Origin of the sequence: Streptomyces sp. NPDC127177, assembly GCF_042672475.1 — a bacterium.
GTDB lineage: Bacteria > Actinomycetota > Actinomycetes > Streptomycetales > Streptomycetaceae > Streptomyces.
In genome coordinates this window covers 22,325-36,756 of sequence record NZ_JBHXUW010000072.1, presented here as the reverse complement: position 1 = coordinate 36,756, position 14,432 = coordinate 22,325, and the positions used below count along the sequence as shown (strand labels likewise).

Annotated in this window: 10 protein-coding genes and 1 pseudogene; 6 read left to right on the top strand and 5 right to left on the bottom strand. The window is 70.7% G+C overall.

Features of this window, described 5'->3' with window-relative positions; translation table 11 throughout:
• Positions 1-53 precede the first annotated feature (53 nt).
• Positions 54-1,076: a terpene cyclase gene (locus ACFVJX_RS31670; protein WP_384135013.1), complete on the bottom strand. Its 1,023-nt coding sequence runs from the start codon at positions 1,074-1,076 to the stop codon at positions 54-56.
• A gap of 306 nt (positions 1,077-1,382) precedes the next feature.
• On the opposite strand from ACFVJX_RS31670, the gene ACFVJX_RS31665 reads away from it, so the two are divergent.
• The 5 genes from ACFVJX_RS31665 to ACFVJX_RS31645 all read left to right on the top strand — a co-directional run bounded on the left by ACFVJX_RS31665 (position 1,383) and on the right by ACFVJX_RS31645 (position 8,043).
• Positions 1,383-2,849, top strand: a complete 1,467-nt coding sequence (locus tag ACFVJX_RS31665) for a GuaB1 family IMP dehydrogenase-related protein (RefSeq protein WP_384135010.1) — start codon at positions 1,383-1,385, stop codon at positions 2,847-2,849.
• A 197-nt stretch (positions 2,850-3,046) separates the two neighbouring features.
• Positions 3,047-4,504 carry an aldehyde dehydrogenase family protein gene (locus ACFVJX_RS31660; protein ID WP_384135007.1) on the top strand — a complete coding sequence of 486 codons (1,458 nt, stop codon included), beginning with the start codon at positions 3,047-3,049 and terminating at the stop codon, positions 4,502-4,504.
• A 135-nt stretch (positions 4,505-4,639) separates the two neighbouring features.
• Complete coding sequence (locus tag ACFVJX_RS31655; protein ID WP_384135004.1) at positions 4,640-5,095, top strand: Lrp/AsnC family transcriptional regulator; 456 nt, start codon at positions 4,640-4,642, stop codon at positions 5,093-5,095.
• A 399-nt stretch (positions 5,096-5,494) separates the two neighbouring features.
• Complete coding sequence (locus ACFVJX_RS31650) at positions 5,495-6,295, top strand: carbon-nitrogen hydrolase family protein (RefSeq protein ID WP_384135019.1); 801 nt, start codon at positions 5,495-5,497, stop codon at positions 6,293-6,295.
• Positions 6,296-6,342: 47 nt separating this feature from the next.
• Complete coding sequence (locus ACFVJX_RS31645; RefSeq protein WP_384135001.1) at positions 6,343-8,043, top strand: flavin monoamine oxidase family protein; 1,701 nt, start codon at positions 6,343-6,345, stop codon at positions 8,041-8,043.
• Between the two features lie 269 nt (positions 8,044-8,312).
• Here the strand turns inward: ACFVJX_RS31645 and ACFVJX_RS31640 are convergent, their stop codons facing one another.
• The 4 genes and pseudogenes from ACFVJX_RS31640 to ACFVJX_RS31625 form a co-directional block, all read right to left on the bottom strand.
• A complete protein-coding gene (locus tag ACFVJX_RS31640; RefSeq protein WP_384134998.1) occupies positions 8,313-9,338 on the bottom strand; it encodes a hydroxyacid dehydrogenase in 1,026 nt (341 codons plus the stop codon).
• Positions 9,322-9,838 (bottom strand): annotated as a pseudogene (locus ACFVJX_RS31635) (dihydrodipicolinate synthase family protein); the annotation flags it as partial. The pseudogene ACFVJX_RS31635 and the gene ACFVJX_RS31640, both read right to left, overlap by 17 nt.
• A 240-nt stretch (positions 9,839-10,078) precedes the next feature.
• Positions 10,079-11,470: a uracil-xanthine permease family protein gene (locus ACFVJX_RS31630; RefSeq protein WP_384134996.1), complete on the bottom strand. Its 1,392-nt coding sequence runs from the start codon at positions 11,468-11,470 to the stop codon at positions 10,079-10,081.
• A 265-nt stretch (positions 11,471-11,735) separates the two neighbouring features.
• Positions 11,736-12,968, bottom strand: coding sequence for an MFS transporter (locus ACFVJX_RS31625; RefSeq protein WP_384134993.1), 1,233 nt, complete (start codon positions 12,966-12,968; stop codon positions 11,736-11,738).
• Positions 12,969-13,125: 157 nt separating this feature from the next.
• On the opposite strand from ACFVJX_RS31625, the gene ACFVJX_RS31620 reads away from it, so the two are divergent.
• Positions 13,126-14,304: an ROK family protein gene (locus tag ACFVJX_RS31620; protein WP_384134990.1), complete on the top strand. Its 1,179-nt coding sequence runs from the start codon at positions 13,126-13,128 to the stop codon at positions 14,302-14,304.
• The last annotated feature ends 128 nt before the right edge of the window (positions 14,305-14,432 follow it).

The following is a 14,432-nucleotide window of genomic DNA, read 5'->3' as shown; positions in this document are numbered from 1 at the left end:
CGGTGACACCGCCCGCACCCCCTCCGTCCTCGATGCTCGGCGCCGGGTGCGGTTCAGTCCTGCCGCAGGCCCAGGACCGTCGCCTCCAGATACTGCTCCGGCTCCTTGTACTGGCTGACGTCGGCCGGGTTGTAGCGCGGGGTCTGCCGGGACCAGTCGAGATTGCCGCGCATCCAGCTCCGCATGCCGTCCAGATATGGCTCCAGCATCCAGGTGAGCTGCGGATACGCGGTCAGCAGCTCGGTCTGTGCGGTGAGGAAGCGCTCCGTCTCGGCCGCGATCTCCGCGCAGACGTGGTCCAGCGACTGCTGCTTCCCGTATCCGCGGTGGTGCCGGACCAGATGGACGAGGTTGTGGATCTCGCCGAGTACCTGCTCCTTCTCGTACGAGTACACGTCGTTGGCCCAGCACACGACGTTGCACGACGCCTCCAGCGCGGTGATGAACCGGGGGTCGTTGTGGATCGACTCGGGCGCCTCGATGCCGGCCACGATCTCTATCAGGTCCATGCAGACGTGTATCGCGCCGGTGTGCCGGCGTTTCTCGATGTACGTCGCCTCGGCCGGGACCACCCCGTCGGCCCGGTTGCCTGCCTCCCAGGTGGTGGCGGTCGTGAGGTACGTCATCAGGTGCCAGGAGAAGCGGCGCCGCCAGTGGGCGGCGGCCGTCGGCATCGTGCGTTCGCACAGGTCGGCGAGGGCGATGACGGCGGCCGGCAGCTCCTCGTCCGGCAGGGGGCCCGTTCCGGCGCCCTCGATCACGGACTGCATCCGGGCGACGACGTCCCGCACCCGGTCCGGACTGCGGCCGAGGTGGCCGTCGTCCAGCTGGTCGTCGACGAGAAACAGCCACACGAACCAGTCGGCGACGAGGTCCAGTTCCTCGCTGTCGGCGGTGGGATACACCATGCCCACGAAGGCCCCGAAGTCCGCCTGCTCGAAGCGCTCCCTGGCTGAATCGCGGTGCACCAGGCCGGTGTTGCGGGTCCAACTGTCGAGATGTTCCCGTACGTGCCCGACATGCGGGTTCGTCCTCTGGGGGAACGGGCAGTAAATGTCCGGCAGTTCGCTCTCCACGGGCGGATCGTGATCCTCTCCGGTCTTACGTGTGACGGAAGTTGCGACCATTCCGCTGTTTCTCCCGGGGTGTCCGGGTGACCCGCGGGACCTGCGCGTTTGAAGCTACCTGACCCCCTGTCACCAGGTCCAGGGGTGATGATCACGAATGATCCGGAGGCCGTGCGGGTAAGGTCTGCGGGTAAGGCAGGTTCCACTTGCCCGGGACTCCCGAACCGTTCCTCGGAGGAAAATACGAACGCGGGAGTCATTTGTTGTGTCTTCGTGGAAACGACCTGCGCCATTTCGTATGAAAAAATGAGTGTTATGCGCTTTCTTGAGCCCGGCACCGGTCGATACACAGAGTCCCCCTCGGTCCCGTACGACCTCACGTACGACGATGTCTTCATGGTCCCGGGCCGGTCGGCGGTCGGATCCCGCCAAGGGGTCGATCTGTCCTCGCCCGACGGCACAGGCACCACCATCCCGCTCGTCGTCGCGAACATGACGGCGATCGCGGGCCGCCGGATGGCCGAAACGATCGCCCGCCGGGGTGGCCTCGTCGTCATCCCGCAGGACATTCCGATCGAGGTCGTCACCGACGTCATCACCTGGGTCAAGACGCGCCATCTCGTGCTGGACACGCCCATCGTGCTGGCTCCCGGGCAGACGGTCGCCGACGCGCTGTCCCTGCTGCCCAAGCGGGCCCACGGTGCCGGTGTCGTCGTGGACAGCGAGCGGCGGCCCGTCGGTGTCGTCACCGACCACGACCTGACCGGCGTCGACCGCTTCACCCAGCTGTCCGAGGTCATGTCCAAGGACCTGGTGCTGCTGGACGCCGACATCGACCCGCGCGACGCGTTCAACAAGCTCGACGGGGCCAACCGCAAGCTCGCCCCCGCGGTCGACGGGCAGGGCCGCCTCGTCGGCATACTCACCCGGAAGGCCGCACTGCGCGCGACCCTCTACACCCCCGCCACCGACGGTGCGGGCAGGCTGCGGATCGCCGCCGCCGTCGGGATCAACGGTGACGTGGCGGGCAAGGCCAAGCAGCTCCTCGACGCCGGCGCCGACACCCTGGTCGTCGACACCGCGCACGGTCACCAGGAGTCCATGATCAGTGCGGTCCGCGCCGTCCGGGCGCTGGACCCGCAGGTGCCGATCGTCGCGGGCAACATCGTGGCCGCCGAGGGTGTGCGCGACCTCATCGAGGCCGGCGCGGACATCATCAAGGTCGGTGTCGGACCGGGCGCCATGTGCACCACCCGGATGATGACCGGTGTGGGCCGGCCGCAGTTCTCCGCCGTCCTGGAGTGCGCGGCGGAGGCGAAGAAGTACGGCAAGCACGTCTGGGCGGACGGCGGCGTCCGCCACCCGCGCGATGTCGCGATGGCACTGGCCGCGGGCGCGTCCAACGTGATGATCGGTTCCTGGTTCGCCGGGACCTTCGAGTCGCCCGGCGACCTCCAGCAGTCCGCCGACGGGCGCTTCTACAAGGAGTCCTTCGGCATGGCGTCGGCACGCGCCGTGAAGAACCGCACGTCCGACGAGTCGGCGTACGACCGGGCCCGCAAGGCGCTCTTCGAGGAGGGCATCTCCACCTCGCGGATGTTCCTGGACCCCTCCCGCCCCGGGGTCGAGGACCTGGTCGACTCGATCATCGCGGGTGTCCGCTCCTCCTGCACCTACGCCGGTGCGGCCTCCCTCGAGGAGTTCGCCGAGAAGGCGGTCGTCGGGGTGCAGAGCGCCGCCGGATACGCCGAGGGCAAGCCGCTGCACGCCAGCTGGAGCTGATCCCGCCGTACCGCGTCATCCCCGCCCCTTCCGGCCGTTCGCGCCGGGAGGGGCGGCGGTGTTTCCGGGGGGCGTCGAGCGGTTTTGCCGGTGTCCGGATCCGGGGCCCTGGAACGCTTTCACGCTTTCCAACTCTGTTGGAAATTAAGTAATATGAATCCCACTCAGCTGCCCGCCTCTCTGCGGTAAGGGATCTCATGTCCTTCTTCACTGACCTGGCCCATCAGTACATCGACGGCGAGTGGAGGCCGGGCAAGGGGTCCTGGGACATCATCGACTTCAACCCCTTCGACGGGGAGAAACTCGCCTCGATCACGGTCGCCACGGCCGACGAGGTGGACCAGGCGTACCGGGCGGCCGAGACCGCCCAGCAGGCCTGGGGAGAGACCAACGCGTACGCCCGGCGGGCCGTGCTGGAGAAGGCGCTGCGGATCGTCGAGGACCGCGAGGCGGAGATCGGCGACGCGATCGTCGCGGAGCTGGGCGGTACGCGGCTGAAGGCGGCCTTCGAACTGCACCTGGCCAAGGAGTTCCTGCGCGAGTCGATACAGCTCGCACTGCGCTCCACCGGGCAGATACTTCCCTCGCCGACCGAGGGCAAGGAGAACCGCGTCTACCGGGTTCCGGTCGGTGTGGTGGGCGTCATCAGCCCGTTCAACTTCCCCTTCCTGCTGTCGCTGAAGTCGGTCGCCCCGGCCCTGGCGCTGGGCAACGGCGTGGTCCTCAAGCCGCACCAGAACACGCCCGTCTGCGGCGGCACCCTGGTGGCGAAGGTGTTCGAGGACGCCGGACTGCCCGCCGGACTGCTGAACGTGGTGGTCACCGACATCGCGGAGATCGGCGACGCGCTGCTGGAGCACCCCATTCCGCAGGTCATCTCCTTCACCGGTTCGGACAAGGTCGGCCGGCACGTCGCCACGGTGTGCGCGACGAACCTCAAGCGCGCCGTGCTCGAACTCGGCGGCAACAGCGCGCTCATCGTGCTCGACGACGCGGACGTGGACTACGCGGTCGACGCGGCGGTGTTCAGCCGGTACGTGCACCAGGGGCAGGTCTGCATGGCCGCCAACCGGATTCTGGTCGACCGCTCGGTGGAGCAGGAGTTCACCGAGAAGTTCGTCGCCAAGGTGGCGTCGCTGCGAGTCGGTGACCCGGCGGACCCGGCGACCCAGATCGGCCCGCTGATCAACTCCAACCAGGCCGAGGCGATCGCCACGCTCGTCGACCAGACGGTGGAGGCCGGCGCGACCGCGCTCCTGCACGGGCGGGCCGACGGCAACCTCGTCAGCCCCTCCGTCCTCACCGGTCTCGCCGCCGACTCCCCGGTGCTCTCCCAGGAGATCTTCGGCCCGGTCGCGCTCCTCGTGCCGTTCGACGGCGAGGACGAGGCGGTCCGCATCGCCAACGACACCCCGTACGGGCTGAGCGGCGCCGTGCACACCGGCAACATCGAGCGTGGTGTCCGGGTGGGGCAGCGGATCCGTACCGGCATGATCCACATCAACGACGGCACCGTCCACGACGAGCCGATCGTTCCCTTCGGTGGCGAGAAGAGCTCCGGGCTCGGGCGGCTGAACGGCGACTCGATGCTCGACGCCTTCACCACCCAGAAGTGGATCTCCGTGCAGCACGGGCGCTCGCAGTTCCCGTTCTGACCCTGCTCCACCTGCGGTGAGCGCGCCCAGCGGGGCGGGTCATGGTCTACTTCGGGGGCGGCACAGCCGCCCCCGGAACGGCCCTGCCCGACTCGCCGGGGCCTCTCGCCACCGCAGAGAAGTGACCCGTACGAAGTGCGACTGAACGACCTCGACGAACGCATCGTCCACGCGCTGGCCGAAGATGCCCGCCGCTCCTACGCCGACATCGGCTCGATCATCGGCCTGTCCGCGCCCGCGGTGAAGCGCCGCGTGGACAGGCTGCGCGCAGAGGGCGCGATCACCGGGTTCACCGTGCGGGTGGATCCGGCGGCCCTCGGCTGGGAGACCGAGGGGTACATCGAGATCTACTGCAGCCGCAACACCTCGCCGGAGTCGATCAAGCACGGGCTCGCCCGGTACCCGGAGGTGGCGTCCGCGTCCACGGTGACCGGGGACGCGGACGCGATCGTCCAGGTGTTCGCGGCGGACATGCGCCACTTCGAGCAGGTGCTCGAGCGGATCGCGGGCGAGCCGTACGTCGAGCGGACGAAGTCCGTGCTGGTGCTCTCGCCGCTGCTGCGGCGGTACTCGTCGGGCTCGCCCACGTAGCGACGCCCGGTCACTCCGACCCGCTTGCCCTTGTTGTCCAGATCGGTGGCCGTGATGATGCCGGTCACCACGGCCACCTTGCCCCAGCTACTCGGTGGCGGTGGCGGTGGCGGTGTCGGCACGTCGTCCGTACCGCCCTCACTGTCGCGTCCACGGGCCGGTGGCCACATCGCTCCGAGGGCGCTCGTCACCTCCGCCGGAAGGCGGGCCCGGCATCCGCCCCGAGACCGAAATCACCCTCCTGACCTGTAGGGATGTGGGGCGCAACGAATCGCCGTGACAGTGCCGGAGCGCGCAACGGATCGACGGTGCATGCGCAACATCCGTGCCTTGTCCGGCCGGATCGGCGCCACGTACCGTCAGTACGTCTCCCAGCCCACGCACCGTCCGAGGTCAGCCATGCCGCCGCTGCGCACCGCCCTGCTCCAGAGTTCCGGAACCCCGGGCTCGGTCGACGGCAATCTCGCCCTGCTCGACGCCACCGCCCGGCGGGCCGCCGCGAGCGGTGCCCGGCTGCTCGTCTGCCCCGAGATGTTCCTGACCGGGTACGCGATCGGCGACGACGTTCCCCGGCTGGCCGAGGCCGCCGACGGACCCGCCGCACAGGCCGTCGCCGGAATCGCCGCCCGGCACGGCATAGCCGTCCACTACGGCTACCCGGAGCGCGACGGCGGCACCCTGTACAACGCCGCCCAGCTCATCGGCCCCGACGGGACGAGGCTCGCGAACTACCGCAAGACCCACCTCTTCGGCGACTTCGAGGAGCACTGGTTCACCCCCGGCGACCGGGCGGTCGTCCAGGCCGAACTGGACGGTGTCCGCGTCGGTCTGCTGACCTGCTACGACGTCGAGTTCCCGGAGAACGTACGGGCGCACGCGCTCGCCGGCGCCGATCTGCTGCTCGTACCGACCGCGCTGATGCACCCCTTTCCGTTCGTCGCGGAGTCCGTCGTCCCGGTCCGCGCCTTCGAGAACCAGCTCTACGTCGCGTACGTCAACCGGACCGGCACCGAGGGCCCCTTCGAGTTCGTCGGGCTGAGCGCTCTGGCCGGCCCCGACGGCACGGTCCGCGCCCGCGCCGGACGCGGCGAGGAACTCGTCATCGGCGACGTCGACCCCGCCCTGCTCACCGCCTCCCGGGCCGCCAACCCGTACCTCCGCGACCGCCGCCCCGGTCTGTACGGCTCCCTCGTCCGATAACGCCGCCCCGCCCTCATCCACCTGTTCCCGCAAGGAGTCCGTACCCCATGACGTCCACGGTGCCCCCGGCCGTCCCGCACACCGACGCAGCCCCGCCGATCACCATGTTCGGACCGGACTTCCCCTACGCCTACGACGACTTCCTCGCGCACCCCGCCGGGCTCGGCCAGATACCGGCGACCGAGCACGGCAGCGAGGTGGCCGTCATCGGCGGCGGGCTCTCCGGCATCATCACCGCCTACGAGCTGATGAAGATGGGGCTCAGGCCCGTCGTCTACGAGGCCGACCGCATCGGCGGCCGACTGCGCACCGTCGAGTTCGACGGCTGCACCACCGACGGCGAGCCCCTCACCGCCGAGATGGGCGCGATGCGCTTCCCGCCGTCCTCGACCGCGCTCCAGCACTACATCGACATGGTCGGCCTGGAGACGAAGCCGTTCCCCAACCCGCTCTCCCCGGCCACCCCGTCGACCGTCGTCGACCTGAAGGGCGAGTCGCACTACGCCACCTCCATCGACGACCTCCCGCAGGTCTACCGCGACGTGATGGACGCCTGGAACGCCTGCCTGGAGGAGGGCGCCGACTTCTCCGACATGAACCGGGCGATGCGCGAACGCGACGTACCGCGGATCCGGGAGATCTGGTCCCGGCTCGTCGAGAAGCTCGACAACCAGACCTTCTACGGCTTCCTCTGCGACTCCGACGCCTTCAAGTCGTTCCGCCACCGCGAGATCTTCGGCCAGGTCGGCTTCGGCACCGGCGGCTGGGACACCGACTTCCCCAACTCCATCCTGGAGATCCTGCGCGTCGTCTACACCGAGGCGGACGACCACCACCGCTCCATCGTCGGCGGCAGTCAGCAACTCCCGCTGCGCCTGTGGGAGCGCGAGCCGCAGAAGATCGTCCACTGGCCGCTCGGCACCTCGCTGGCCTCGCTGCACGACGGCGAGCCGCGCGGGGCGGTGACCCGGCTGCACCGCACGGCGGGCAACCGGATCACCGTCACCGACGCCACCGGCGACATCCGGACCTTCCGCGCCGCCGTCTTCACCGGACAGTCCTGGCTGCTGCTCTCCAAGATCGCCTGCGACGACGCGCTCTTCCCCATCGACCACTGGACGGCGATGGAGCGCACCCACTACATGGAGTCGTCCAAGCTGTTCGTCCCCGTCGACCGGCCGTTCTGGCTGGACAAGGACGAGACCACCGGGCGCGACACGATGTCGATGACGCTGACCGACCGGATGACCCGCGGCACGTACCTCCTCGACGACGGCCCGGACAGGCCGGCCAGCATCTGCCTCTCGTACACCTGGTGCGACGACAGCCTGAAGTGGCTGCCGCTCTCCGCGACCGAGCGCATGGACGTCATGCTGAAGTCGCTCGGCGAGATCTATCCGAACGTGGACATCCGGAAGCACATCACCGGCAACCCGGTCACCGTGTCCTGGGAGAACGAGCCCTGGTTCATGGGCGCGTTCAAGGCGAACCTGCCGGGCCACTACCGCTACCAGCGGCGGCTGTTCACCCACTTCATGCAGGACCGGCTGCCCGCCGACAAGCGGGGCCTGTTCCTCGCCGGTGACGACATCTCCTGGACGGCCGGCTGGGCCGAGGGAGCCGTGCAGACCGCGCTGAACGCCGTCTGGGGTGTGATGACCCAGTTCGGCGGCGCGACCGACGCGACCAACCCCGGCCCCGGCGACGTCTTCGACGAGATCGCCCCGGTCGAACTCCCGGAGGACTGAGCCCGGTTACGCGGGCCGGCAGACGCTGCGCTGCCGGGCCTCGTCAGCCGTCACCGATGTCGGATTTTGGGAGCTGCGGCTCGGCGCGGATCAGGCGCGGGTCGTCGGCCGGCGCGGAGAGGAACGCGCCGTCGTCGGTGATGCCCGGCAGGTCGCAGTGGCGGCCCGCGGGGCAGCCGACGACCGGGTGCTCCGGCCGGGTTCGCCCACGCGAATCAGCCGCACGAGGGGTGGTTCTCCTTACGGGTACGAATTGGGGAGAGGGTGCGTCAGCGCAGCCGGACGAGGGCGTCGGCTGTGACGGCGTGGACCGGGGGGCGCCCGGCGATCAGCCGCAGCACCTCGTTGACGGCGCTGGTGCCGAGCCGTTGCCGGCACTCGACACTGCCGGCCGCCTGGTGCGGGGTGAGCAGTACGTTCGGCAGAGCGCGGAAGGGGTGGTCCACGGGCAGCGGTTCGGTGTCGAAGACGTCGATGGCCGCGTCGAGACGGCCGGTGGTCAGTTCCGCCAGGAGCGAGTCCTGGTCGACCAGCCACGCGCGGGCGGTGTTCACCAGCCCCGCACCGTCCGGCATCAGCGCCAGCTGCTCGGCACCGATCATCCGGTGGGTCTCCTCGGTGACCGGCGCGTGCACGGCCACGATCCGGCTGCCGGAGAGCAGCGTCTCCAGCGGGACGGCCTTCACCCCGAGCTCCTGGGCATCGGCGTCGGTGAGGAACGGATCGGTGACGCGCACCCGTGCCCCCATTGCCCGCACCATCCGGATGTAGGCCCGCCCGGTGCGGGAGGCTCCGATCACCCCGATGTCGCTGCCGTGGATCTCATGGCGCGGCGGTGCCTCGCTCGCCGTCGCCCAGTCGAGTCCGCCGCGCAGGGCGTGGTCGAATCGCTGGACGCGGTGGAGCAGCGAGAGAGTGAAGGCGAGCGCCACCTCGGCGACCGGGCGGGCCATCTCGTCGCCGGCCTGGGTGACCAGGATGCCGCGCCGGAACACGTCCTCGGTGACGTAGGGCGCGACCGCCGATCCGGTGTGCGCCACCAGCTCCAGCCGGTCCGCGTGCGCCAGCAGTTCCGCGTCCACCTTCGGCGCCCGCCACGAGGTGATCAGAGCCCGGGCGCCGGGCAGGGCCGCCGCGACCGCCGTCCGGTCGGAGTGGTCGTCGATGACGGTGAGTTCGGCCGCCCGCTCCAGCTCCCGCCACACGTCGGCGGTGAAGAACTGGGCGCGCAGGTGCGGCGGTACGGCGACGACCACCCGGGAGGAGCGGTCGGCGGTTTCAGGAGAGCCAGGCATCGAGGTGCTCCGCAACGAAGGCGTCATCGGTCAGCCAAGGGTAGGCCGCGGCCACCCGGGTGATCTCCTCGGCCTGTCCGGGGAGAGCGTCTCGGCCGGGTCCAGGCAGCGAATGTTCGCCGGCAGCCCCTGGCGGCGCAGCACTTCGTGGACCCCGGCGATGCAGCCCCGGAAGGCGCCGCGCACGTCGAGGACCGCGCTGTTGGCGTCGGTGAGTTCGCTGCGGCGGGCCAGGCAGCGGACCATCGTCTCGTGGTCCCGCCCAGTGGTCCCGGACGCGGGCCCGGCGGACGGTCGTCGAGCAGCGTCACGGCGGAACCCGTCGACACCGCCCACTGGCCGAACAGCCCGCCCGCGAACCAGCGCGGGATGCCGGCGGCCGTCTCGTACGGGGTGAGCAGATCACCGATGATGTCGTCGTCATTGCCGGTGTACAGGGCGACTTCGCCGGTCCGGTCCGCGGCGGCCGCTCCGTTCGGGGCCGGGGCGTTCCGGGTCCGCGCGGCGACCTCGCAGGACGCCGCGGAGGTGGTCGCGCTGCACCGCTCGTACAACGCGAGACGGCCGCTCTTCTCGGTGCGGGCCGCGCTCCCCACCCCGCTGACGGACGCACGGCAGGTGACGGAACACGTGGGGAAAGCACGGCCGTTGCACGCCACGGCCGACTCCGTACGGGCCATGGTCACGGCGCCGGGCGCGGTCCACCCGTACGGCGACTGCTTCCGACTGCCGGGCGCCGCTCAGGAGCCGTCGGCCGGCGGCTTCTCGTCGTACGCGGACGTTCCCGAATCCAGCAGGGGCTCCTGCGTCTTCAGATGGGCGGGCGCGAAGGCGCGCAGCACGTGGTAACCGGTGATCACGACGATGGTTCCGAGTGCGATACCGCTCAGCTCGAAGTTGTCGGTGACCTTGAGACTGACCCCGCCGACGCCGATGATGATGCCCGCCGCGGCCGGCACCAGGTTCAGCGGATTGCGCAGATCGACCTTGGCGTTGAGCCAGATCTGGGCGCCGAGCAGGCCGATCATGCCGTAGAGGATGACGGTGATGCCGCCGAGGACGCCGCCGGGGATGGCGGCGACCACCGCCCCGAACTTGGGGCAGAGGCCGAACAGCAGGGCGAAGCAGGCTGCCGCCCAGTAGGCGGCGGTGGAGTAGACCCGGGTCGCGGCCATCACGCCGATGTTCTCCGAGTAAGTGGTGTTCGGCGGGCCGCCCACCGCGGTCGACAGCATCGAGGCGGCGCCGTCCGCGGCGATCGCGGTACCCAGCTTGCCGTCCAGGGAACGGCCGGTCATCTCGCCGACGGCCTTCACATGGCCGGCGTTCTCGGCGATCAGTGCGATGACGACGGGCAGCGCGACCAGGATCGCCGACCATTCGAAGCTCGGAGCGTGGAAGGTCGGCAGCCCGATCCAGTCGGCCTTCGAGACGCCCGACAGATCCAGCCGCCAGTGGTCCACGGCCTCGGCGCCGCCCGCGGTTGAGTGGATCTTCCCGAAGATCCGGTCCAGGACCCAGGACAGCACGTAGCCGAAGACCAGGCCGAGGAAGATCGCGATACGGGAGAGGAAGCCGCGCAGACACACCACGGCCAGGCCGGTGAACAACATGACCAGCAGGGCGGTCCACTGGTCCTGCGGCCAGTACGTCGACGCGGTCACCGGCGCCAGGTTGAAGCCGATCAGCATCACGACCGCACCCGTCACCACCGGTGGCATCGCCGCGTGGATGATCCGGGCGCCGAACCGCTGCACCGCGACACCGGCGAGGAAGAGCACCGCACCGACCACGAACACCGCACCGGTGACCACGGCGCTGCTGCCGCCACTGGCCCGGATGGTCGCGGCGACCCCGACGAAGGAGAGCGAACAGCCCAGATAGCTGGGCACCTGTCCGCGCGTGGCCAGCAGGAAGATGGCCGTCGCGACACCCGACATCATGATCGCCAGGTTCGGGTCGAGACCCATCAGCACCGGCGCGACGAAGGATGCCCCGAACATCGCGACCACGTGCTGGGCGCCGAGCCCGAACGTACGGGGCCAGGAGAGCCGTTCGTCCGGGCGGACCACGGCTCCCGGTGCGGGGGTCTTCCCATCGCCGTGCAAGGTCCAGCGCACGCCGAGGCCCATGGTCGCTCCCTGTGTGTAGATGCGGAGGCCGGTGCCAGACGGGACACGGCGCGGACCGCGGAAAAGATCAGCGCCATGTTAGTGCCGGACCCTGCCGAGCCTCCGGCCGGGATGCGGTCGTGCCTCCGGCCGTCACACGGTCGGGCACGACGGTCTTCCCGGCTCTGTCCGGCCTGGTCACCACAGCGGCGGCAGCCACCGGGCGCCGCCATCGGACGGTCCTCGACGCGCCCCAGGAGTCACTCCGCTCGATGGGCCGGACGGCTCAGGGGCGCGGCTCGGCAGGCGCGGCGCCCGGCACGGCGGCCTCCACCGACGACACCGTCCTGCGGTCACCCGCCCGCAGCACCCCGGCGCCGAGCACCAGCCCGAACGCCAGCACCGACACCACACCGAACGAGACGACCAGTGACGTGGCCTCCGCCAGGGAACCGATGGCCGAAGGGGCGATCAGACCCGAGGTGTACGTGATCGTCGCGACACCCGCGATCGCCTGGCTCGGATTCGGTCCGCTGCGCCCGGCCGCCGCGAAGGCGAGCGGTACGACCACGGCGATGCCGAGGCCCATCAGCCCGAAGCCGCTCATCGCCAGCGCCGCGTTCGGAGCGGTGACCACCATGACCCCGCCGACCGTCGCGAGGACGCCGCCGGTCCGTACGGTCCGCACCGCGCCGAAACGGTCGACGACCCGGTCACCGGCGATCCGCGCGACCGCCATGGTCAGCGCGAACGCGGTCGTCGACGCAGCCGCGAGCCCGGCGGAACTGTCCAGGACGTCCCGGAGGTAGACCGCCGACCAGTCCAGGCTGGCCCCCTCGGCGAACACCGCGCAGAAACCTACCGCGCCGATGATCAGGGCCGACTTCGGCGGCAGGGCGAAGCGCGGCGGCGGCTCCGCGTCCGGTTCGCTGCGCAGATCCAGCACCCGCTGACAGGCGATCAGACCGAGCGCGGTCAGGGTGAGGGCGGCGATCATGTGGTGCAGCCGCGCGTCGGCACCCAGATGGGCCGCCACGGTGCCCGCCGCCGAACCGATCAGCGCGCCCACGCTCCACATCCCGTGCAGCCCGGACATGATCGACTTGTCGAGGCGGTTCTCCACCTCCACGCCCAGCGCGTTCATCGCCACGTCCGACATGCCCGCCGACGCCCCGTACACCAGGAGCGCCCCGCACAGCGTCAGCAGATTCGGGGCCAGCGAGGGCAGGATCAGGGCGAGGGTCCACAGCATCAGCAGTCCGCGCAGCGCGGTCCGGGCGCCGAAGCGGTGGCTGACCGTACCGGCCAGCGGCATCGCGAGCGAGGCGCCGATCGCCGGGAAGGCCAGGGCTATGCCGAGCTGTCCGGCGCTGACCCCGGCATGGTCCTGGATCCACGGCACCCGCGTGGCGAAGCTGCCCGTCACCGCGCCGTGCACGGCGAAGACCGCGGCGACGGCGTACCTGGCGCGCCTCACCTGTTCCGTTCCGAAGACCGTTGCTGTGGAATCCGTCGTCATGACCGCCGTGCCCTCCCTGGAAACGCTCCGATGCTGCGGTTCCCGACGCTCCCCGGCGTCCTTCTCCACGATGCGGGCAGTAAACTATCAGGAACCCTGCCTGATAAATAGGCCGTGCCCGGCATCGACTGAGGCTGCGGTCTGGAAGGATCCCGGCATGCCCGCATCACCGAGCACCGCCCGGGCCATCAACGACCGGCTCGCCCTGCGGCTCCTCCAGCAGGACGGCCCGCTGACGGCCACGCAGCTGAAGACCCTGACCGGACTCTCCCGGCCCACGGTCGCCGACCTGGTCGAACGGCTTCAGGGAGCGGGCCTGATCCGGGTGGTCGGCGAAGCCGGAGCCGAGCGCCGCGGGCCCAACGCCCGGCTCTACGGGATCGTCGCCGACCGCGCCCACCTGGCGGCCCTCGACGTACGTACCGACAGCGTGGCCGTGGTCGTCGCCGACCTTCTGGGCGCGACACTGGCCGAGGCGACCCTGCCGATCGGCACCGAGACCGCCACCGACGACGCCGTCGAACAGGCCGTCGCCCTGCTGGAGCGCACCGCGCTGAGGGCAGGCACCGCGCCACTGCACAGCGTCGGCATCGGCGCGCCCGGCCTGGTCGACCCGGTCACCGGGGAACTCCGCGACACCACCGGGCTGCCCGCCTGGCACCGCCGACTGGTCCGGGCGCTCCAGCAGCGGCTGCCCGCCGGTGTACTCGTCGAGAACGAGACCAACCTCGCGGCCGTCGCCGAACACCGCGTCGGAGCCGCCCGCGACCACGACACCTTCGTCCTGCTGTGGCTGGGGCACGGTGTCGGGGCGGCCGTCATGCTGGACGGGAAGCTGCGCCGCGGAGCCTCCGGCGGTGCGGGCGAGATCGGCTTCCTGCCGGTCCCCGGCACCATCGGCATCCCGTCGGCCGTCAACTGCGACGGAGGGTTCCACTCCCTGGCGGGTTCGGTGGCGCTCTGCGAACTGGCCGCCGAACACGGGATCTCCGCCCCGGCCGACGGCCAGGAACCGGGGGCGGCCGCGGCCGTGCGAGCGGCGCTCGCGGGGGCGGGCGAGAGCGAGGCGTTCCTCGACAGGCTCGCCGACCGGCTGGCCCTGGGTGCGGCGGCCGTCGCCTCCGTCCTCGACCCCGGGTGTGTCCTGCTGTCGGGCGAGGTCGGCCACGCGGGCGGCGACGCGCTGGCCGGGCGGGTCGAGGAACGGCTGGCCATGATGTCCCCGCTGCGCACGGAGGTCAGGGCGGGACTGCTCGGCGGGACGGCGGTGCTGCGGGGTGCGCTGCTCGCGGCGCGGGAGGCGGCGCAGGAGGCGTTGTTCGCGCCGGGGGTGTGACGGCGCGGGAATCGCCGGTCGGGCTTGAATCGCGTCCGCACACCGGCCCGACGACGGTCGCAGACGCACGGCGGCCGGGTCCGGGGGCGTGCAGGGGAGTCCCCGCAGGACGACGAACAGATACCCGG

Excerpts from the sequence above, each read along its gene's own strand:
- ACFVJX_RS31665 (WP_384135010.1), top strand. The coding sequence starts at position 1,383 with ATGCGCTTTCTTGAGCCCGGCACCGGTCGATACACAGAGTCCCCCTCG.
- ACFVJX_RS31660 (WP_384135007.1), top strand. The coding sequence starts at position 3,047 with ATGTCCTTCTTCACTGACCTGGCCCATCAGTACATCGACGGCGAGTGG.
- ACFVJX_RS31650 (WP_384135019.1), top strand. The coding sequence starts at position 5,495 with ATGCCGCCGCTGCGCACCGCCCTGCTCCAGAGTTCCGGAACCCCGGGC.
- ACFVJX_RS31645 (WP_384135001.1), top strand. The coding sequence starts at position 6,343 with ATGACGTCCACGGTGCCCCCGGCCGTCCCGCACACCGACGCAGCCCCG.
- ACFVJX_RS31640 (WP_384134998.1), bottom strand. The coding sequence starts at position 9,338 with ATGCCTGGCTCTCCTGAAACCGCCGACCGCTCCTCCCGGGTGGTCGTC.
- ACFVJX_RS31630 (WP_384134996.1), bottom strand. The coding sequence starts at position 11,470 with ATGGGCCTCGGCGTGCGCTGGACCTTGCACGGCGATGGGAAGACCCCC.
- ACFVJX_RS31625 (WP_384134993.1), bottom strand. The coding sequence starts at position 12,968 with ATGACGACGGATTCCACAGCAACGGTCTTCGGAACGGAACAGGTGAGG.
- ACFVJX_RS31620 (WP_384134990.1), top strand. The coding sequence starts at position 13,126 with ATGCCCGCATCACCGAGCACCGCCCGGGCCATCAACGACCGGCTCGCC.